The organism is Streptomyces sp. NPDC001914 (assembly GCF_042891215.1).
Lineage (GTDB): Bacteria > Actinomycetota > Actinomycetes > Streptomycetales > Streptomycetaceae > Streptomyces.
Genome location: NZ_JBIASW010000017.1, coordinates 158,763 through 178,090, shown reverse-complemented (window position 1 = coordinate 178,090; position 19,328 = coordinate 158,763). Strand labels below are relative to the sequence as shown.

The 19,328-nt window shown below is 71.3% G+C and carries 18 protein-coding genes; 8 read left to right on the top strand and 10 right to left on the bottom strand.

The features are described from left to right. Positions 1-13 precede the first annotated feature (13 nt). Positions 14-2,494 (bottom strand): FHA domain-containing protein, encoded by a 2,481-nt coding sequence (locus tag ACFYYF_RS34655; RefSeq protein WP_365495616.1) that lies wholly within the window; start codon positions 2,492-2,494, stop codon positions 14-16. 238 nt (positions 2,495-2,732) lie between these two features. Here ACFYYF_RS34655 and ACFYYF_RS34650 point away from each other — a divergent pair, with 238 nt between their 5' ends. Beyond that, positions 2,733-4,547, top strand: a complete 1,815-nt coding sequence (locus ACFYYF_RS34650; protein WP_388781775.1) for a streptophobe family protein — start codon at positions 2,733-2,735, stop codon at positions 4,545-4,547. 619 nt (positions 4,548-5,166) lie between these two features. Then, the gene (gene serB, locus ACFYYF_RS34645) at positions 5,167-6,384 is read left to right on the top strand and encodes a phosphoserine phosphatase SerB (RefSeq protein WP_361685609.1); all 1,218 of its coding nucleotides are present in this window, start codon (positions 5,167-5,169) and stop codon (positions 6,382-6,384) included. Positions 6,385-6,456: 72 nt separating this feature from the next. On the opposite strand, the gene ACFYYF_RS34640 is transcribed toward serB, so the two are convergent. The 4 genes from ACFYYF_RS34640 to ACFYYF_RS34625 form a co-directional block, all read right to left on the bottom strand. Beyond that, on the bottom strand, positions 6,457-6,975 hold the full coding sequence (locus ACFYYF_RS34640; protein WP_361685611.1) for a histidine phosphatase family protein: 519 nt from the start codon (positions 6,973-6,975) through the stop codon (positions 6,457-6,459). A 169-nt stretch (positions 6,976-7,144) separates the two neighbouring features. Continuing rightward, entirely contained in the window at positions 7,145-7,360 is a 216-nt protein-coding gene (locus tag ACFYYF_RS34635) for a hypothetical protein (protein WP_361685613.1), read from the bottom strand. 381 nt (positions 7,361-7,741) lie between these two features. Beyond that, complete coding sequence (locus ACFYYF_RS34630) at positions 7,742-7,858, bottom strand: SGM_5486 family transporter-associated protein (protein WP_361685615.1); 117 nt, start codon at positions 7,856-7,858, stop codon at positions 7,742-7,744. Between the two features lie 61 nt (positions 7,859-7,919). Then, the gene (locus tag ACFYYF_RS34625; protein ID WP_388781770.1) at positions 7,920-9,353 is read right to left on the bottom strand and encodes a CynX/NimT family MFS transporter; all 1,434 of its coding nucleotides are present in this window, start codon (positions 9,351-9,353) and stop codon (positions 7,920-7,922) included. A gap of 111 nt (positions 9,354-9,464) precedes the next feature. On the opposite strand from ACFYYF_RS34625, the gene ACFYYF_RS34620 reads away from it, so the two are divergent. Beyond that, a complete protein-coding gene (locus ACFYYF_RS34620) occupies positions 9,465-10,166 on the top strand; it encodes a FadR/GntR family transcriptional regulator (RefSeq protein WP_388781768.1) in 702 nt (233 codons plus the stop codon). Here ACFYYF_RS34620 and ACFYYF_RS34615 read toward each other — a convergent pair. From ACFYYF_RS34615 to fabG, 3 genes are all read right to left on the bottom strand, one after another. After that, positions 10,150-10,533, bottom strand: coding sequence for a hypothetical protein (locus ACFYYF_RS34615; protein ID WP_388781765.1), 384 nt, complete (start codon positions 10,531-10,533; stop codon positions 10,150-10,152). The genes ACFYYF_RS34620 and ACFYYF_RS34615 overlap by 17 nt on opposite strands. A 158-nt stretch (positions 10,534-10,691) precedes the next feature. Next, positions 10,692-11,459 carry an enoyl-ACP reductase FabI gene (gene fabI, locus ACFYYF_RS34610; protein ID WP_339128529.1) on the bottom strand — a complete coding sequence of 256 codons (768 nt, stop codon included), beginning with the start codon at positions 11,457-11,459 and terminating at the stop codon, positions 10,692-10,694. A gap of 5 nt (positions 11,460-11,464) precedes the next feature. Further along, positions 11,465-12,184 carry a 3-oxoacyl-[acyl-carrier-protein] reductase gene (gene fabG, locus ACFYYF_RS34605; RefSeq protein WP_361685624.1) on the bottom strand — a complete coding sequence of 240 codons (720 nt, stop codon included), beginning with the start codon at positions 12,182-12,184 and terminating at the stop codon, positions 11,465-11,467. 271 nt (positions 12,185-12,455) lie between these two features. On the opposite strand from fabG, the gene ACFYYF_RS34600 reads away from it, so the two are divergent. From ACFYYF_RS34600 to tyrS, 3 genes are read left to right on the top strand one after another with little or no spacing between them, the layout of a single operon-like run. Then, entirely contained in the window at positions 12,456-13,979 is a 1,524-nt protein-coding gene (locus ACFYYF_RS34600) for a TldD/PmbA family protein (RefSeq protein WP_388781761.1), read from the top strand. Beyond that, on the top strand, positions 13,976-15,370 hold the full coding sequence (locus ACFYYF_RS34595) for a metallopeptidase TldD-related protein (protein ID WP_388781758.1): 1,395 nt from the start codon (positions 13,976-13,978) through the stop codon (positions 15,368-15,370). The genes ACFYYF_RS34600 and ACFYYF_RS34595 overlap by 4 nt, the downstream gene beginning before the upstream one ends. A gap of 44 nt (positions 15,371-15,414) precedes the next feature. Then, positions 15,415-16,683, top strand: a complete 1,269-nt coding sequence (gene tyrS, locus ACFYYF_RS34590; protein ID WP_361685630.1) for a tyrosine--tRNA ligase — start codon at positions 15,415-15,417, stop codon at positions 16,681-16,683. A gap of 73 nt (positions 16,684-16,756) precedes the next feature. On the opposite strand, the gene ACFYYF_RS34585 is transcribed toward tyrS, so the two are convergent. Then, on the bottom strand, positions 16,757-17,041 hold the full coding sequence (locus tag ACFYYF_RS34585) for a GlsB/YeaQ/YmgE family stress response membrane protein (RefSeq protein ID WP_361685632.1): 285 nt from the start codon (positions 17,039-17,041) through the stop codon (positions 16,757-16,759). 252 nt (positions 17,042-17,293) lie between these two features. Here ACFYYF_RS34585 and ACFYYF_RS34580 point away from each other — a divergent pair, with 252 nt between their 5' ends. Together ACFYYF_RS34580 and ACFYYF_RS34575 are read left to right on the top strand one after the other, a co-directional pair. Continuing rightward, positions 17,294-17,683: a DUF3099 domain-containing protein gene (locus ACFYYF_RS34580; protein WP_388781755.1), complete on the top strand. Its 390-nt coding sequence runs from the start codon at positions 17,294-17,296 to the stop codon at positions 17,681-17,683. A 337-nt stretch (positions 17,684-18,020) separates the two neighbouring features. Beyond that, a complete protein-coding gene (locus tag ACFYYF_RS34575; RefSeq protein ID WP_388781752.1) occupies positions 18,021-18,275 on the top strand; it encodes a hypothetical protein in 255 nt (84 codons plus the stop codon). Between the two features lie 9 nt (positions 18,276-18,284). Here the strand turns inward: ACFYYF_RS34575 and moaA are convergent, their stop codons facing one another. Continuing rightward, positions 18,285-19,274 carry a GTP 3',8-cyclase MoaA gene (moaA, locus tag ACFYYF_RS34570; RefSeq protein ID WP_388781749.1) on the bottom strand — a complete coding sequence of 330 codons (990 nt, stop codon included), beginning with the start codon at positions 19,272-19,274 and terminating at the stop codon, positions 18,285-18,287. Positions 19,275-19,328 lie beyond the last annotated feature (54 nt).

The following is a 19,328-nucleotide window of genomic DNA, read 5'->3' as shown; positions in this document are numbered from 1 at the left end:
CGTTCCCGGGCGTCTACTTGCGCATGACCTCGGGCTCGTGGCGGCGCAGGAAGCGGGCCACGAAGAAGCCGCAGACCACACCGAGGGCGATCAGGGCGATCATGTCCATTCCCCAGGCCCCGGCGGTGTGCTCCCACAACGGATCGTTGTCGCCGCCGTCCGCGGGCGGGCTGATCTTGTTGAAGTCCAGCGTGGCACCCGCGGCACCGACCGCCCAGCGGGACGGCATCAGGTACGAGAACTCGTTGACGCCGATCGAGCCGCCCAGGGCGAACAGACAGCCCGTGAACACCACCTGGATGATCGCGAACATGACCAGCAGCGGCATGGTCTTCTCGGCCGTCTTCACCAGCGAGGAGATGATCAGGCCGAACATCATCGAGGTGAAACCGAGCGCCATGATGGGCAGGCACAGCTCCACCATCGGAGCGCTCTTCAGGATCAGGCCCTCCGTCGGGATCTCCCGGCTGGAGAAGCCGATGACACCGACCAGCAGCCCCTGGATCACGGTGACCAGGCCGAGCACGAACACCTTGGACATCAGGTACGCCGAGCGGGACAGGCCGGTGGCGCGCTCCCGCTCGTAGATGACCCGTTCCTTGATCAGTTCACGGACGGAGTTCGCCGCACCCGCGAAGCAGGCGCCGACCGCGAGGATCAGCAGGACCGTGGTGGCCGTGCCGTTCGGGATGATCCGCCCGGTCTTGGGGTTCACCGGGTTCGGCAGCAGGCTGTTGCCGGAGTCGATGAGCAGGCTCACCGAGCCGAGGACGACCGGCAGGATCACCGACAGGGCCAGGAAGCCCTTGTCCGACGCGATCACCGAGACGTACCGGCGCACCAGGGTGATGAACTGCGGCATCCAGCCCTGCGGCTTCGGCGGCTTCATCGCCTGCATCGGCGGCATCTGCACGGACTGCGGCGCGATCGCGTCGATGTCCGCCGCGTACATCTGGTAGTGCTGCGAACCCTTCCAGCGGCCCGCCCAGTCGTAGTCGCGGTAGTTCTCGAACGCGGAGAACACGTCGGCCCAGGTCTCGTAGCCGAAGAAGTTCAGCGCCTCCTCCGGCGGACCGAAGTAGGCGACGGCACCGCCCGGCGCCATCACGAGCAGCTTGTCGCAGATCGCGAGCTCCGCCACGGAGTGCGTGACGACGAGGACCGTACGGCCGTCGTCGGCGAGGCCGCGCAGGAGCTGCATGACATCGCGGTCCATGCCCGGGTCGAGGCCGGAGGTCGGCTCGTCCAGGAAGATCAGCGACGGCTTGGTGAGCAGCTCCAGAGCCACCGAGACGCGCTTGCGCTGGCCACCGGAGAGCGAGGTGACCTTCTTCTCCTTGTGGATGTCCAGCTTCAGCTCGCGCAGCACCTCGTCTATGCGCGCCTCGCGCTCCTCGCCCGTGGTGTCGGCGGGGAAGCGCAGCTTGGCCGCGTACTTGAGGGCCTTCTTGACGGTCAGCTCCTTGTGCAGGATGTCGTCCTGCGGGACCAGACCGATGCGCTGACGCAGCTCGGCGAACTGCTTGTACAGGTTCCGGTTGTCGTAGAGGACGTCACCCTGGTTGGCGGGGCGGTAGCCCGTGAGCGCCTTCAGGAGCGTCGACTTGCCGGAACCCGACGGGCCGATGACCGCGACGAGCGACTTCTCGGGAACGCCGAAGGAGACGTCCTTGAGGATCTGCTTGCCGCCGTCGACGGTGACCGTCAGGTGGCGGGCCGAGAAGGAGACCTCACCGGTGTCGACGAACTCCTCGAGCCGGTCGCCGACCAGCCGGAACGTCGAGTGGCCGACGCCGACGATGTCGTTCGGGCCGAGCAGCGCGGAGCCGCCCTTGGCGATCGGCATACCGTTGACGTACGTGCCGTTGTGCGAGCCGAGATCACGGATCTCGAAGCGGCCGTCCGGCGTCGCGTGGAACTCGGCGTGGTGGCGCGAGACCTGGAGGTCGGAGACCACCAGTTCGTTCTCCAGCGCGCGGCCGATGCGCATCACACGGCCCAGCGAGAACTGGTGGAACGTCGTCGGGCTGCGGTCGCCGTAGACCGGCGGCGCCCCCGCGCCACCGCCGGGTCCCTGCTGCTGCGGGATGCCCCCCGCCTGCTGCGCGTTCTGCGGGGCCTGCGACCCCTGCGGCGTCGGCTGCTGAGCCCAGCCGGGGCCGGCGCCCTGCGCCGCGAACGGCTGCTGCGCCACCGGCGCCGCGGCACCGGACACGCTCAGCCGCGGACCGTCGGTCGCGTTGCCGAGGTACACGGCCGAACCGGGGCCGATCTCCAACTGGTGGATCCGCTGCCCCTGTACGAACGTGCCGTTGGTGCTCCCGTGGTCGTCGATGACCCAACTGCGGCCGTTCCAGCTGATCGTGGCGTGGCGCCAGGAGACCCTGGCGTCCTCGAGCACGATGTCCCCCTGCGGATCACGTCCGAGGGTGTGAGGCCTGGACGCGTCGAGCGTCCAGGTCCGTCCATTCAATTCCAGTACGAGTTCCGGCACTCCAGCCCCACTGAGTTGTCCCCCGAGTTACCCCCATCACAGGGAGTCTAGGGATGTCGAACATCGTGGGGAACTATTTCAGTTCAGGCCCCCTGACCGAAAGTCGGGCCTTGTGAACGTTGGTGACGGGTGGGTTGCCCGGATCCGTTGACGGGGTTGAAACCGGCCCGGAGAGTGGTAATCCCACACGAGGGGGACATGCGCGGGATCACCGCGGCGCTGATCGGGGGGTCTGGCGATGGGCATCGGGACCACGCACCACGGCGGGAGCGGCGAGAAGGGCGGGAGCGGCGGGAGCGGAGGGAAGGGCAGGACCGGCGGAAGTGTGCCGTGGGGGGACGTGCTGCTGTCGGCGATCGCCTCCGTGAGCTGGGCGCTGATCGGGATGGCCGGCACCGCCGCGCTCGGTCTGCATCTGCTCGGGGCGGACGCGGCGGCCTCGCTCGGCCCGATGACCGCCGCGATGGTGGCTCTCGGAGCGGGCGGCGCGGTGACGCCGTCCGGGAACGTCTCCGCCTTCGGGCTGGAGGGTGCGCAGGCGCACACAGCCATCCAGATCACGCCGCTCGGCGTCGGCCTGGTCGGTGCCCTGCTGCTGTCGTGGTTCTTCCTGCGCTCCTTGCGCGGGGCGGGAGTTGCCATCACGCCCGCCGAACTCCTGGCGCGGGCGGGCTCGGTGGTCGTCCTGTTCGTGGCGACCCTCGGCGGGCTCGCCTGGGCCGGACACGACGTCATCACGATCGACGGCGACAAGCTCGGGCTCGACCAGGCCGTGGGCGGTGGCGGGGGCGGCGGGCTGGGTTCCATCACCGACAAGCTCCCCGGCGGGCTCGGGGACCTCGGCGGGCTCCTGCCCGGAAAGATCGGCGACCTCGTGGAGGCGAAGGCGGCCGTGGGGTTCTCCGTCGACACCGCGCCGACCCTGCTCGGCGGGACCGCGTGGGCCGCCTCGGTCCTGCTGATCGCGCTGCTGGCCTCCCGGCGTACGCCGCTGCCGCGCGGCTGGGACGCCGTGCACCGCGCGGTGCGGCCGGCCGTCTCCTCGCTCGTCACCGTCCTGCTCGTCGCCGTCCTCGCCGGGCTCGCGGCGGCCGCGTACGCGGCGATCGGCGACGACCATCCGAAGCGGATCGCGGGAGCGGCGCTGCTCGGCGCGCCCAACGGTGTGTGGCTCGGCATCCCCATCGGGCTCTTCGTCCCCGTGGACGGGAAGGCCACCGGCGAGCTCGCCAAGCTGTTGCCCGACCCCCTCGACGAGCTGCTGAGCGCCGACGCGTCGCGGCCCGTCACCCTCGGGAGGCTCGCCGAACTCGACGGGCGCGTATGGCTGTTGGCGCTCGCGGTCGCCCTGATGATGCTGTACGCGGGTGTCCTGACGGCTGCGCGTACGCCATTCGTACGGGGGGACGGTGCGCTGCGGTTCGTCGGGCGCTGCGCACTTCGGCTGGGGGTCGTGACCGCGCTGGCGCTGCCGCTGCTCGCGTGGCTGACGGAGGTGTCGGTGGACGCGTCCCTGTCCGTGTTCGGGTTCGACGCGTTCGGGGCGGGGGTCGAGCTGCGGGGGCGGTTGGGGGTGGCGTTGGTGCTGGGGGCTCTTTGGGGGGTGGGGGCCGGGGGTGTGGGGGCGTTGCTGGCTTGGGTTTGTGGGGCTGCGGGGCGGGGGGTTGCGGGGGGCGCTGCGGGGGCGAGGGTAGGTGCGGGCGCGGGTGCTGAGGGTGTCGGGGTTCCCGGGGTGGGGTGGGGGGCCGGGGACGTTGTGGGAGCTGGTGACGGTGCGGAGGCCGGGCCGTATCGGCCTCGGGGGTCTTATCGGGCGCCGAACCCTGACACCAATCCGTATCTGAGGGTGCCGGACGAGTTGCGGGAGCCGGAGGATCGGGGGGCGAGGGATTCGGGGGTGGGGGACGTGTACGGGGCGCCCACCATGGTCGGGCCGGTCGGGCCGTCGTCGAAGCGGAGGCCGGACGGGCCGCCGCCGCTGCCTCCTCCCCCGCCGCCGGTTCCGCCCTCACCGGACGAGGGACCGCCTCCTCCGCGTCGGCCTCGGCGCTGAGGGTTCGCTGTCCCGGCCGTCGCGGTTCCGGTCCGGTGGGTGGGTCGGGGCCGCGCCGGTGCATCAGGCCGCCGCTGTCGGGCAGAGAAGTGACCGTTAGTGGCGACGGCCATCGATGTACCGACACGTCCCCTCACGCCGCATTCCGACTGCGGCTACGCCGTGGTGGCCCGCCCGGCCCCCTCCATGCGTCGCCGGGTGCGGATGCGTCGTGGTGGCCCGTCCGGGCCACGCCGCTGGATCCCGGCTGCGGGTGCGCGTGCCTTGTTCAGCCCCGGCCGGCAAAAGTTCAGCCCCTCCGGCGTTTGAGGAGCGGGGTCCGGGGCGGAGCCCCAGGGGTGGCCCTCTCTCCGGTCCGCCCTTCGGGTGCGGGGCAAGTTTCAGCCCCTCCGGCGATTGAGGAGCGGGGGCTGGGCGGAGCCCCAGGGTGGGACGGGTAGGGGCGGAGGGGGCGAAGGACGGTTTTGGGGGTGGGGGTACCGGTGAGGTGAGGGGGTGGCCCCGGGGGTGGGGGGTGATGGTCACTTGAGGGGCGCCGGGGTGTCATCCAGTGTTCCGTGTCCGCTAGGCGGACCGGGCGGGCGGGAGGCACTGGGTGCCGGATACGGTGGGAAATACCATGAGCGCTTCACATACCCCTGATGTGCCCACTCTTCTTGTCAAGATCTTCGGCAAGGACCGGCCGGGCATCACCGCCGGACTCTTCGACACCCTCGCCGCCTACTCCGTCGACGTGGTCGACATCGAGCAGGTCGTCACCCGGGGCCGGATCGTGCTGTGCGCGCTCGTGACCGAGCCGCCCGCAGGCCTCGAAGGCGACCTCCGGTCGACCGTCCACAGCTGGGCGGAGTCGATGAAGATGCAGGCGGAGATCATCTCCGGCCTCGGCGACAACCGCCCTCGCGGCCTGGGCCGTTCGCTGGTCACGGTGCTCGGACATCCGCTCACCGCGGAGTCGACGGCCGCCATCGCCGCACGGATCACGAAGACCGGCGGCAACATCGACCGTATCTTCCGGCTGGCCAAGTACCCCGTGACCGCCGTCGAGTTCGCGGTGTCCGGCACGGAGACCGAGGAACTGCGCACCGCGCTGGTGACCGAGGCGTCGGCACTCGGTGTCGACATCGCGGTCGTCGCCGCGGGCCTGCACCGGCGGGCCCAGCGTCTCGTCGTGATGGACGTGGACTCCACGCTCATCCAGGACGAGGTGATCGAGCTCTTCGCCGCGCACGCCGGGTGCGAGGCCGAGGTCGCCGAGGTCACGGCGGCCGCGATGCGCGGTGAGCTGGACTTCGAGCAGTCGCTGCACGCGCGCGTGGCGCTCCTCGCAGGGCTGGACGCGTCGGTGGTGCAGAAGGTGCGCGAGGAGGTGCGGCTGACGCCGGGCGCGCGGACCCTGATCCGTACGCTGAAGCGGCTCGGCTTCCAAGTCGGTGTCGTCTCCGGCGGGTTCACTCAGGTCACCGACGATCTGAAGGAGCGGCTCGGGCTCGACTTCGCCCAGGCCAACACGCTGGAGATCGTCGACGGGAAGCTGACCGGCCGGGTCACCGGCGAGATCGTGGACCGGGCGGGCAAGGCGCGGCTGCTGCGCCGGTTCGCCGCCGAGGCCGAGATCCCGCTGGGCCAGACCGTGGCGATCGGCGACGGGGCCAACGACCTCGACATGCTCAACGCCGCCGGCCTCGGAGTCGCGTTCAACGCGAAGCCGGTCGTACGGCAGGCCGCGCACACCGCGGTGAACTTCCCGTTCCTCGACACGGTCCTCTATCTGCTGGGCGTCACCCGTGAAGAGGTCGAGGCGGCCGACATGCACGAGGACGACGAGGCGCACTGAACGGGCGTCCCGTGACGGAGAGGGGCCCGGCACCGTGGTGGTGCCGGGCCCCTCTCCGTCGTCGGGGTGTGGTCACTCCGTCGGGGCCCAGTATTCGGTCAGGGCGGCCGATCCGGGCTCCAGGGACTTCCAGGGGCCGTCGAAGGTGAGGACCGCGAACGCGGCGGTGTGGAAGCCGTGGGCGGTCATCCGGGCGCGGGTGTCGCCCTCCGCCCGGCCCGCCAGGATCTCGGCGAGGCCGTGCATGCCCGGGTTGTGACCGATCAGGATCGCGTTCTGGGCGTCGTCCGGGGTTTCGTTGATCACGGCGATCAGCTCGCCGGGCGAGGCTTCGTAGATCCGCTCCTCGTAGACCGTTTTCGGCCGGTGCGGGAGCTCCTGGACCGCGTGCTTCCATGTCTCGCGGGTCCTGACCGCGGTGGAGCACAGGGCCAGGTCCAGGGGGATTCCGCTGTCGGCCAGCTTGCGTCCGGCGACGGCGGCGTCCATGCGGCCCCGGTCGGCGAGCGGCCGCTCATGGTCGGACACCTGCGGCCAGTCGGCTTTCGCATGCCGGAAGAGGATGATCCTGCGGGGTTCTGCGACGCTCATGCGTCCCAGCTTCGCACGAAACATGCCATGGGGCGCAGGGAGTTGATGTGGTCCCCCGGCGAGGGTGACGCCCTGCCCCGTCAGGGGTGATGGCATCCCCGTCGAGCGGGGCGGGGGCAGGTGGGGCCGGGGCGCGCGGGTGTGCGGCGGCGGGCCCGGGGCGCGCCGCTCAGGAGGCGTTGTGCAGGACCGCCTGCTGGACACGTTCGAACAAGTGAGTGATCGCCGGGTCGCCGGTCGCGGCGTGCGCGTCCGCCGGGTTCAGGATCATGAGCAGCAAGACGACGAAGGAGAGCGTGGGCAGGGCGAGGGCCCACCAGGGCAGCCGGATGTCGACGCGGCCCGTGGTCGCCGTGCGGGGCCGGGTGTGCGTAGGGGCCGACATGCCGCCTCCGTGAGTCTTCGAGTGGTCCCTGGCCGCGGTTCGCGGTCACGATTCGAAGCTACGGAACGCGCCGCTCTGGGCCCATCCGGTGATCCACCCACTTGACCCTGACACTCACCCCCTAGGGGATGGGGGGTTATCCCCACCTCGTCCCCGACCGATGCCGTCGGCGGGGGCCCAGGAGGCGTGGGGGCGTCCTGGTACCGGTGCGACCGTGGTCCGTGCGGGCTGCTGGGCGGCGTGCGCGGCCATCGGTGCCGGGCCGCCGGACCGCGAACACGGTGGTCTGCGCGGGACCGCTGGACCGCGTGCGGCGGCCGTCGGCGTCAGGCCGCATGTCGCCGCGGTCAGTGCGGGGGCTTCGGGCTCGGGGCCCGGTGGTCACGGGGAGGCGACGGACGCGATGATGCCGATGATCACGGTGATGGCCAGCATCGCGCCGAGCACGAGCAGGAGCTTCTTCTGGCCGTTCGGGGGGTTCGGGTCGAGCACAGGCATGCGGCCAGTCTCGCACCCTTCGTCCCCCGGCCCGTCGCCGGGGGCCGCTTCCGGAGCGGGCTCATCCGGCGGCCTCGTCCTCCACCGTGCGGTCGCGGCCGGCCAGGATGCCGACCGCGATCTGCGGGACCATCAGCCCGGCCATCAGCGCGAGCGGCAGGCCCCAGCCGCCGCTGTGCTGGTAGAGCACGCCCACGAGCAGCGGCCCCGGGATCGAGATCAGGTATCCGGTGCTCTGGGCGAACGCCGACAGCTGCACGACGCCGGCGCCGGTCCGGGCACGCATGCCGACCATGGTCAGGGCCAGCGGGAAGGCGCAGTTGGAGATGCCGAGCAGCAGGGCCCAGGCCCAGGCGCCCGCCGCCGGTGCCAGGTAGAGGCCCGCGTATCCGGCGAGTCCGCACAGGCCCAGGACGACCACGATGGGCCCCTGCCGGGGCAGGCGGGTGGCGAGGCGCGGGATGACGAAGGCCAGCGGCACGCCCATCACCATCGTGACGGCGAGCAGCAGCCCCGCGGTGCTCGCGGCGACGCCCGCGTCGCGGAAGATCTGGGCCATCCAGCCCATCGTGATGTAGGCGGCGGTGGCCTGGAGCCCGAAGAAGACGGCCAGCGCCCAGGCGGTACGGCTGCGGGTGATGCGCAGGCCCCCGGGCGCGGGGCGGGTGGCGGGTGTGCCGAGGGGCTTCGCGCCGTGGATGGGGGAGGCGGTGGTGGGCTCCGGGGCCAGGGTCGGGGCGGGCACGCTGTCGCCGGCGAGAGCCGTGGTTCCGGCCGCCGGCTGCGTGGCGCAGGGTGCGGGGTCCGGAGGCGTGGCGGGCGCGCGGTCGCCGGTGTCGGGGTCCGTGCCCCGGGCCCGTACCAGCAGGATCCACGGCAGGACCGCAGCCGCCGCGAGGCCCGCCCACACCACGAGGCCCGCGTGCCAGTCGCCCCCGAGGGCGTCGGTCATCGGGACGGTCGCCGCCGCGGCGACCGAGGTGCCGAGCGCGAGGGCCATCGAGTACAGGCCCGTCATGGAGCCGACCCGGTCGGGGAACCAGCGCTTGACGATCACCGGCATCAGGACGTTGCTGACGGCGATGCCCATGAGCGCGAGCGCGCTGGCGGCCAGGAAGCCCGCCGTTCCCCCGATGTACGGCCGCACGGCAAGGCCGGCGGTGATGGCGACCATGCCCGCGCAGACGACGGCCGCGGGGCCGAAACGGCGGGCGAGGCGCGGTGCCGTCACGCCGAAGACGGCGAAGCACAGGGGCGGTACGGAGGTGAGCAGTCCGGCGACGCTGCCGCTCATGCCGAGGCCGCCGCGCACCTCTTCGAGGAGGGCGCCGAGGCTGGTGATGGCGGGGCGCAGGTTGAGGGCGGCGAGGACGATGCCGGCGACCACGAGCCGTGTCGTCCACGCGCGCGAGAGGGACGTTGCGGGTGCCGTGCTCCCGGTGGAGGGGCGTATCTCTGGGGGACGCGTCGGCGTGCGGGTTTCCTCGGGGACCATGAGGCCATCATAGAATCATGGGATGATTGGGTGTCCAATCCCACTGCGTTAATCTCCGGAATCTCCGGCCCCGCGCGAACGATCACACCCGGGCCCGTACGAAGGACCGTCATGCCGCTGAGCCATCCCCGCCGTTCGGCCCTGTCCGAGCAGGTCATCGCCGAGCTGCGGAACCAGATCACCTCGGGCGAGTGGCCGGTGGGCTCCCGTATCCCCACCGAGCCGGAGCTCGTCGACCAGCTCGGTGTCGCCCGCAACACCGTGCGCGAGGCGGTCCGGGCGCTGGCCCACAACGGCCTGCTGGACATCCGGCAGGGTTCGGGCACCTATGTCGTGGCGACGAGCGAGCTGGCGGGCGTGATGCACCGCCGGTTCGCGGAGGCCGACCCGCGGCACATCGCCGAACTGCGGTCCACGCTGGAGTCGAGCGCCGCGAGGCTGGCCGCCGAGCGGCGCACGGAGCGCGATCTCAAGCAGCTGGAGGCTCTCCTCGTACGCCGTGAGGCGGCCTGGGAGTCGGGTGACGCGGAGGCCTTCGTGGCCGCCGACGCGACCTTCCATCTGGCGGTGGTGGCCGCCTCCCACAACGACGTCATGACGGCGATGTACGCGGATCTGGGCGAGGTGCTGCGCGACTGGCTGCGGGTGGACGTCGGCAAGGAGCTGACGCCGGAGTCGTACATGGACCACACCCTGCTCGTCGACGCGATCAGGGCGGGCGACGCGGAGGCGGCGGCCGCGGAGGCGGCCAGCTATCCCTTCCAGTGCCGGCCCGGCCCGCCGGGCGGCACTGATGTCACTCCTCGTGGGTGATCCAGACCTCGCGGATCTCCTTCCAGCAGCGGCCGGTCAGCCGGACGGTCATCGCCGGTCCGACCTCGACCGGGGTGCTGTCGGTGTCGATGTCCCACCAGCGGGCGCACTCGACGTGCAGAGCGACGCGGTCGATGCCCACATAGGGGTTGTGGCAGTACGCGACGACATGGGAACCGGTGACGGTGGTCCGGCACTCGGCTCCGAAGGGCTGGGGTACGGGCTTTCGCGCACCCTCGCCCGCGGCGGCCGGCCGGGCCCCGTCGTTCACACGCTCCGCGCGCGGGAGGGACATCGCGTCGTACGGAACGGCCAGGACCAGAGCGACAGCGGCGAACACCGGAGCAAAGCGGCGGGACAGGCGCACAAGGGGACCTCCTCGGCCGAACGGCTGCGGGGCGGGCGGTGCGTACTCCCAGCGTGCCGCGCGCGAGGTCCCGGCCGCCCGGCCGACTGGGCCGAACGGGGGACGCCCCGCTCCCCGCGCGATGCGGGAAACGGGGCGCCGGTGCCGTGCGTGAGCCTTTACGCGCCGATGGCGTGCAGACCGCCGTCCACGTGGATGATCTCGCCCGTGGTCTTCGGGAACCAGTCGCTCAGGAGCGCGACGACGCCCTTGCCGGCCGGCTCCGGGTCCTTCAGGTCCCACTCCAGCGGGGCGCGGGTGTCCCACACGGAGGCCAGCTCACCGAAGCCCGGGATGGACTTGGCGGCCATGGAGCCGATGGGGCCGGCGGAGATGAGGTTGCAGCGGATGTTCTGCTTGCCCAGGTCGCGGGCCATGTAGCGGCTGGTGGCCTCCAGGGCGGCCTTGGCCGGGCCCATCCAGTCGTACTGCGGCCACGCGTACTGCGCGTCGAAGGTGAGACCGACGACGGAGCCGCCGTTCTGCATCAGCGGCAGGCAGGCCATCGTCAGCGACTTCAGGGAGAACGCCGAGACGTGCATGGCGGTGGCGACCGACTCGAACGGCGTGTTCAGGAAGTTGCCGCCGAGGGCGTCCTGCGGCGCGAAGCCGATGGAGTGCACGACGCCGTCGAGGCCGCCCAGCTCCTCGCCCACGACGTCCGCGAGACGCCCCAGGTGCTCTTCGTTCGTGACGTCGAGCTCGATGACCTTGGTGGGCTTCGGCAGCTTCCTGGCGATGCGCTCGGTCAGCGTGGGCCGCGGGAACGCGGTCAGGATGATCTCGGCACCCTGCTCCTGGGCCAGCTTCGCGGTGTGGAAGGCGATGGAGGACTCCATCAGCACACCGGTGATCAGGACGCGCTTGCCCTCAAGAATTCCGCTCATGGTGATCAGTGACCCATTCCCAGTCCGCCGTCAACGGGGATGACGGCTCCAGTGATGTACGAGGCGTCGTCCGAGGCGAGGAACCGCACCGTCGCGGCGATCTCCTCCGGCTGCGCGTAACGGCCGAGCGGCACCTGAGACACGATGCCGGCGCGCTGCTCGTCGGTGAGCACCTTGGTCATGTCGGTGTCGACGAAGCCGGGCGCGACGACGTTGAACGTGATGTTGCGCGAGCCGAGCTCGCGGGCGAGCGAGCGCGCGAAGCCGACGAGGGCGGCCTTGGAGGCCGCGTAGTTGGCCTGGCCGGGACCGCCGAGGAGGCCGACGACCGAGGAGATCAGGACGACGCGGCCCTTCTTGGCACGCAGCATGCCGCGGTTGGCCCGCTTGACGACGCGGAAGGTGCCGGTGAGGTTGGTGTCGACGACCGAGGTGAAGTCCTCCTCGGACATCCGCATCAACAGCGTGTCCTTGGTGATGCCGGCGTTGGCGATCAGGACCTCGACCGGGCCGTGGGCGTCCTCGATCTCCTTGTAGGCCTGCTCCACCTGCTCGGTGTCGGTGATGTCGCACTTGACCGCCAGGCACCCCAATTCCGTCAGGGCGGCCGGCGGCTCACCGGACCGGTACGTGATCGCGACCTTGTCGCCTGCGTCGGCGAATGCCCGGGCGATGGCGAGGCCGATGCCCCGGTTGCCTCCGGTGACGAGAACCGAGCGGCTCAACGGATCACCCTTTCGTTAGCGGACTGAAACCCCTGCAATACAGGCGCCTTCCTCGAAAACCTATCGGTCCGCCCGGCCTCCGGGAGAATCGGGCACCGACAGTGGGTTCGGGTGACTGCTGTCGGGTCCCTACAGAAAGCCGGGGTGGCAGGGCCGGAAGACGGACGCCCCGCGGCCCGAGGACGCGCCCGGTCGCGGCAAAGGCGTGGCCGCCGGGCCCGCGGGCGCGACATGATCGGACCCGACGGGCCACGACAGCAGGGAGACCTCGGTGCCTCATTCCATCGACGAAGCCTTCACGGCGCTACCGCTGCGCGCACTCGCCGACGCCGCGCTCGCGCGGGCGCGGGCGCTGGGCGCCGACCACGCGGACTTCCGGTTCGAGCGGGTGCGCAGCGCTTCCTGGCGGCTGCGCGACGCCAAGCCGGCCGGATCGTCGGACACCACGGATCTCGGGTACGCGGTACGGGTCGTGCACGGCGGGACCTGGGGGTTCGCGTCGGGCGTGGACCTGACGATGGACGCGGCCGCGAAGGTCGCCTCGCAGGCCGTGGCGATGGCGAAGCTGTCGGCCCAGGTGATCAAGGCGGCGGGGTCCGACGAGCGGGTGGAGCTGGCCCGGGAGCCGGTGCACGCCGAGAAGACGTGGGTCTCCTCGTACGAGATCGATCCCTTCTCCGTGCCGGACGAGGAGAAGGCGGGGCTGCTGGCCGACTGGAGCGCGCGGCTGCTGGCGGCCGAGGGCGTCAACCACGTCGACGCGTCCCTGCTGACCGTGCACGAGAACAAGTTCTACGCGGACACCGCCGGGACGGTGACCACGCAGCAGCGGGTGCGGCTGCACCCGCAGCTCACCGCGGTGGCCGTCGACGACTCCAGCGGCGAGTTCGACTCGATGCGGACGATCGCGCCGCCGGTCGGGCGCGGCTGGGAGTACCTGCTGGGCACCGGCTGGGACTGGGACGCCGAGCTGGAGCGGATTCCGGGGCTGCTGGCGGAGAAGATGCGGGCGCCGAGCGTGGAGGCGGGGGTGTACGACCTCGTCGTGGACCCGTCCAACCTGTGGCTGACCATCCACGAGTCCATCGGGCACGCCACCGAGCTGGACCGCGCGCTCGGCTACGAGGCGGCGTACGCCGGGACCTCCTTCGCCACCTTCGACCAGCTCGGCAAGCTGAAGTACGGCTCCGACCTGATGAACGTGACCGGTGACCGCACCGCCGAGCACGGCCTGGCGACCGTCGGGTACGACGACGAGGGCGTCGAGGGCCAGTCCTGGGACCTGGTGAAGGACGGCACGCTCGTCGGCTACCAGCTCGACCGGCGGATCGCGGACCTGACCGGCTTCGAGCGCTCCAACGGCTGCGCGTACGCCGACTCCCCCCGGCACGTGCCCGTGCAGCGGATGGCCAACGTCTCGCTGCGGCCGGACCCGGGCGGCCTGTCCACCGAGGACCTGATCGGGGGCGTCGACCGGGGCATCTACGTCGTCGGCGACCGGTCCTGGTCCATCGACATGCAGCGCTACAACTTCCAGTTCACCGGCCAGCGCTTCTTCAAGATCGAGAACGGCCGGATCACGGGCCAGCTCCGTGATGTCGCGTACCAGGCGACGACCACCGACTTCTGGGGTTCGATGGCCGCCGTCGGAGGCCCCCAGACGTACGTCCTCGGCGGTGCCTTCAACTGCGGCAAGGCCCAGCCCGGCCAGGTCGCCGCGGTGTCGCACGGCTGCCCCTCCGCCCTCTTCAAGGGCGTCAACATCCTGAACACCACGTCGGAGGCCGGTCGATGAGCGCCCGTACGAACAAGCCGCACGAGATCGTCGAGCGGGCCCTCGAACTGTCCCGGGCCGACGGCTGTGTGGTGATCGCCGACGAGCAGTCCACCGCCAACCTGCGCTGGGCGGGCAACGCGCTCACCACGAACGGGGTCACCCGCGGGCGCACGCTCACCGTGATCGCCACCGTCGACGGCCGCGAGGGCACCTCGTCCGGTGTCGTCTCGCGCTCGGCCGTGACCGCCGACGAGCTGGAGCCCCTGGTGCGGGCGGCCGAGGCGGCGGCGCGCGGCGCCGGTCCCGCCGAGGACGGCCGGCCGCTGGTGACGGGCGTTCCGGAGTCCCCCGACTTCACGGACGCGCCCGCCGAGACGTCCTCCACCGTCTTCGCCGACTTCGCTCCGGCGCTCGGCGAGGCGTTCGCACGCGCGCGTGCGGGCGGCCGGGAGCTGTACGGATTCGCCAACCACGAGATGGTCTCCAGCTACCTCGGCACGTCGACGGGGCTGCGGCTGCGGCACGACCAGCCGAACGGCACGCTGGAGGTCAACGCCAAGTCCCCGGACCGTACGCGTTCGGCGTGGGCGGGGCGCTCGACGCGGGACTTCAAGGACGTCGACCCGGCCGCGATGGACGCGGAGCTCGCGGTGCGGCTCGGCTGGGCCGAGCGGCGCGTCGAGCTGCCGGCCGGGCGCTACGAGACCCTGCTGCCGCCGACCGCGGTCGCGGACCTGCTGATCTACCAGATGTGGTCGGCGGCGGCGCGGGACGCCGCCGAGGGCCGGACCGTCTTCAGCAAGCCGGGGGGCGGCACCCGGATCGGCGAGCGGCTGAGCGAGCTGCCGCTGACGCTGCGCAGCGACCCGAACGAGCCGGGCCTGGAGTCCGCCCCGTTCGTGCTCGCGCACTCCTCGGGCGACGACGCCTCGGTGTTCGACAACGGGCTGGCGCTGAAGGCCACGGACTGGATCCGGGAGGGCGAGCTGCGGCACCTGTCCACCACCCGGCACAGCGCGGACCTGACCGGGCTGCCGGTGACGCCGTCGATCGGGAACCTCATCCTCGACGGCGGCGAGGACCGTTCCCTGGAGGAGATGGTCGCCGCGACCGGGCGCGGTCTGCTGCTGACCTGCCTGTGGTACATCCGCGAGGTCGACCCGGCGACCCTGCTGCTGACCGGGCTCACCCGCGACGGCGTCTACCTGGTCGAGGACGGCGAGGTCGTGGGCGAGGTGAACAACTTCCGGTTCAACGAGTCGCCGGTGGGCCTGCTGGGACGGGCCACGGAGGCGGGGCGGACGGAGAAGACGCTGCCCCGCGAGTGGAGCGACTGGTTCACCCGCACCGCGATGCCCGCTCTGCGGGTGCCGGATTTCAATATGAGTTCTGTCAGCCAGGGCGTATAACCTCGTACCTGATTCACGAGACCACCCGAGGAGATACGAGAACCGTGACGGACATCGTCGACGAGCTGAAGTGGCGGGGCCTGTTCTCCCTGTCCACCGACGAAGATGCTTTGCGCAAGGCGCTCGCGGACGGTCCCGTCACGTTCTATTGCGGCTTCGACCCGACCGCGCCGAGCCTGCACGTCGGCCACCTGGTGCAGGTGCTCACGATGCGCCGGCTCCAGCAGGCGGGTCTGCGGCCGCTCGCCCTGGTGGGCGGGGCGACGGGCCAGATCGGCGACCCCCGCCCGACGGCCGAGCGCACGCTGAACGACCCGGAGACGGTCGCGAACTGGGTGACGCGGCTGCGTTCGCAGATCGAGCCGTTCCTGTCCTTCGAGGGCGAGAACCCCGCGGTCATGGTGAACAACCTGGACTGGACGGCCGGGCTGTCGGCCATCGAGTTCCTGCGGGACATCGGCAAGCACTTCCGCGTCAACAAGATGCTCACCAAGGACTCCGTGGCCCGGCGCCTGGAGTCCGAGGAAGGCATCAGCTACACGGAGTTCAGCTACCAGCTGCTCCAGGGCATGGACTTCCTGGAGCTGTACCGCCGGTACGGCTGCACCCTCCAGCAGGGCGGCAGCGACCAGTGGGGCAACCTCACGGCGGGCCTCGACCTGATCCACCGCCTGGAGCCGGCGGCGCACGTGCACGCGCTGGCGACGCCGCTGATGGTCAAGGCGGACGGCACCAAGTTCGGCAAGACCGAGGGCGGCGCCGTCTGGCTCGACCCCGAGATGACGACGCCGTACGCGTTCTACCAGTTCTGGCTGAACGTGGACGACCGTGACGTGTCGACGTACATGCGCATCCTGTCCTTCAGGTCCCCCGAGGAGCTCCAGGAGCTGGAGAAGCAGACGGAGGAGCGTCCGCAGGCCCGTGCCGCCCAGCGCGCGCTGGCCGAGGAGCTGACGACGCTCGTGCACGGCGCCGACCAGACGGCCGCCGTGATCGCCGCGTCCAAGGCCCTCTTCGGGCAGGGCGAGCTGACCGACCTGGACGAGCGCACGCTCGCCGCGGCCCTGTCCGAGGTGCCGCACATCCAGGTCGCCGAGGCGGGCCTGGTCGTGGACCTGTTCGCCGAGGTCGGTCTGGTGGCCAGCAAGTCGGCCGCCCGGCGCACGGTCAAGGAGGGCGGGGCGTACGTGAACAACGTGAAGGTCGGCGCCGAGGACGCGGTCCCGGCCAAGGAGGACCTGCTGCACGGGCGCTGGCTGGTGCTGCGCCGGGGCAAGAAGAGCCTGGCCGCGGTGGAGGTCACGGGCGGCTGAGCGTTCCGACGACAGCGAGGGCGCGGGCCGCTTCCCGATCGGGAGGCGGCCCGCGCCCTTCGTGCGTCCGGGGTCACGCCCGCTGCTGCATCTTCTTGTTCCCCCACAGGGCCATGTACGCCATGTCGCCCAGCGCCACGATGACGATCGCGGCGATCAGCTGGAACAGGTGACGGGTCCAGTCGATGCCGGACGTCGCCTCGACGCCGAAGGCCCGCGCGATCGCGTTGCCCACGATGGCTCCGAGGATGCCGAAGATGGTGGTCAGCCACAGAGGGCTGTGCTGCTTCCCCGGAATGATCGCCTTGGCGATCAGGCCCAGCACGAACCCGACGATGATCGCCCACAACCAGCCCATGTCCGCCTCCTCGTACCGCTCCCCGTGAACCGCTCCCCGTGAGCGGTACCGTCAGTCTCTGGCTGTCCGCCATACGGCGCATGTCGGGCGGAGCCGTACGCGCTACGGCGCACCGCGCCCGCCCGGACGGGACCTGCCCCGGTCTCGAAGGCGACGCAGACGCGGCGTACCGTGGAAGCAGTCCGGGCCCGCTTCCTCGACGGGTTCGTGACGGGTACGGACCGGGAGTCCGACACAGGCAGGTGGTGGAGCGTGATCAGGAAGCAGAGCAACGTCCAGGTCTTCCGGATCACGGGAGCCAGACAGAGCCTGGACGACGACGTGCGCGGCCGGCAGCGCCGCTATGTCATCTCGATGTCCGTCCGTACGGTGTCTGTGATCCTCGCCGCGACCCTGTGGAACGTCGAGCGGCCCGTCGCTCTGGTCGCTCTGGTCCTCGGGATCCTCCTCCCGTACATCGCGGTGGTCATCGCCAACGCCGGACGCGAGAACGCGCCCTCGCTCCCCTCGACGTTCGTCACCGCTCCGCTGCGTCCGATGATCGCGGCGCCCCGGCAGGACGGCGCCGAGGAGCCCGCCGCCGGGGACCCCGCGACCGGTCCCGAGGCGCGTTCGGGGGCCGAGCCGCGCAACCCGGCCTGAGGCCGGACCGGAGCCGGAACACGGGCGAACTCGCCCTGGGGCAAAGCCGGTTCAGCTCCGGACGGACGCCGGCGCATGCTCCGAAAACGGAATATCCCCGCGCGGGCAAGCTCAAGAAAAGCTCAGATCAATCATGTTGTTCCGGTGCCGGGCGACGGGTTACCCGTGACATACTTCGTACGCGCTCCGCATCCCCCGTCGGAGCGACAGACCGACGCCGGGCAGCTCCCCCCGTGGCTGCTCGGCGTCGCCTTTGCGGGGTCCAGGAGCCCGGTTCGCGGTCGGTTCGACCACCGCGCGGAGCGCTCGCCGCGAGGCCTCGGCTAGGGTCGGCAGGGTGATCTCGAACGCCCCCGGCTCCGGTCCCGGCTCCCCCGTCTGCTCGGCCAAGGCCTGCCGTGCGGACGCCGTGTGGGTCCTCGCCTGGAACAACCCGAAGCTGCACACGCCCGAGCGCCGCAAGACCTGGCTCGCGTGCGAGGAGCACCGCGAGCACCTGTCGTCGTTCCTCGGGGTGCGCGGGTTCCTGAAGGACGTCGTGCCCCTCGCCGAGTGGGAGGCCTCCCGGCCCGCGGAGCACGGGCAGGACTAGCCGATCCCGTCAGCCGCCGATCGCCGACATCGGGCGGTCGGGCTGCACGAACGACGGGTCGTCCAGGCCCGCTCCCGCCTTCTTGCCCCACATCGCGGCACGCCAGAGGCGGGCGATCTCCTCGTCGGGCGCCTCCGAGCGCAGGGCGCCGCGCAGATCGGTCTCCTCCGTGGCGAACAGGCAGGTGCGCACCTGGCCGTCGGCGGTGAGGCGGGTGCGGTCGCAGGCCGCGCAGAACGGGCGGGTGACCGAGGCGATCACCCCGACGCGGTGCGGGCCGCCGTCGACGATCCAGCGCTCGGCGGGTGCGGAGCCCCGCTCGCCGGAGCCCTCCTCGGTGAGCTCGAAGCGGGTGCGCAGCGAGGTGAGGATGTCGGCGGCGGTGACCATGCCGTCGCGCTTCCAGCCGTGCTGGGCGTCCAGGGGCATCTGCTCGATGAAGCGGAGTTCGTAGTCGTGCTCCATGGACCAGGCCAGCAGGTCCGGGGCTTCGTCGGCGTTCAGGCCCGGCATCAGCACCGAGTTGACCTTGACGGGGGTCAGGCCGGCGTCGCGGGCGGCTTCGAGGCCCTCGATGACGTCCTTGTGCCGGTCGCGGCGGGTGAGGGTCTTGAAGACGTCGGGCCGCAGGGTGTCCAGCGAGACGTTCACCCGGTCGAGGCCGGCGGCCCTCAGGGCGCTCGCGGTGCGCTTGAGGCCGATGCCGTTGGTCGTGAGGGACGTCTGCGGGCGGGGGTCGAGGGCCGTGACCCGCTCGACGATGCCGGGCAGCCCGGGGCGCAGCAGGGGTTCGCCGCCGGTGAAGCGGACCTCTTCGATGCCGAGGCGGGTGACCGCGATCCCGATCAGGCGGACGATCTCGTCGTCGGTGAGCAGGTCGGGCTTGGCGAGCCACTGCAGGCCCTCTTCGGGCATGCAGTAGGTGCAGCGGAGGTTGCACCGGTCCGTCAGTGAGACACGCAGGTCGGTGGCGACCCGGCCGTAGGTGTCGATGAGCACGTGGGCCCCCTCCCTCGTTGCCGATCTCTTTCTCCGATACCTGTGAGCCTACGT

Bases quoted from the DNA above. Each gene is read 5' to 3' on its own strand.
- ACFYYF_RS34625 (WP_388781770.1), bottom strand. From the start codon at position 9,353: ATGGTCCCCGAGGAAACCCGCACGCCGACGCGTCCCCCAGAGATACGC.
- ACFYYF_RS34620 (WP_388781768.1), top strand. From the start codon at position 9,465: ATGCCGCTGAGCCATCCCCGCCGTTCGGCCCTGTCCGAGCAGGTCATC.
- ACFYYF_RS34650 (WP_388781775.1), top strand. From the start codon at position 2,733: ATGGGCATCGGGACCACGCACCACGGCGGGAGCGGCGAGAAGGGCGGG.
- serB (WP_361685609.1), top strand. From the start codon at position 5,167: ATGAGCGCTTCACATACCCCTGATGTGCCCACTCTTCTTGTCAAGATC.
- fabI (WP_339128529.1), bottom strand. From the start codon at position 11,459: ATGAGCGGAATTCTTGAGGGCAAGCGCGTCCTGATCACCGGTGTGCTG.
- ACFYYF_RS34595 (WP_388781758.1), top strand. From the start codon at position 13,976: ATGAGCGCCCGTACGAACAAGCCGCACGAGATCGTCGAGCGGGCCCTC.
- ACFYYF_RS34630 (WP_361685615.1), bottom strand. From the start codon at position 7,858: ATGCCTGTGCTCGACCCGAACCCCCCGAACGGCCAGAAGAAGCTCCTG.
- ACFYYF_RS34635 (WP_361685613.1), bottom strand. From the start codon at position 7,360: ATGTCGGCCCCTACGCACACCCGGCCCCGCACGGCGACCACGGGCCGC.
- ACFYYF_RS34585 (WP_361685632.1), bottom strand. From the start codon at position 17,041: ATGGGCTGGTTGTGGGCGATCATCGTCGGGTTCGTGCTGGGCCTGATC.
- ACFYYF_RS34640 (WP_361685611.1), bottom strand. From the start codon at position 6,975: ATGAGCGTCGCAGAACCCCGCAGGATCATCCTCTTCCGGCATGCGAAA.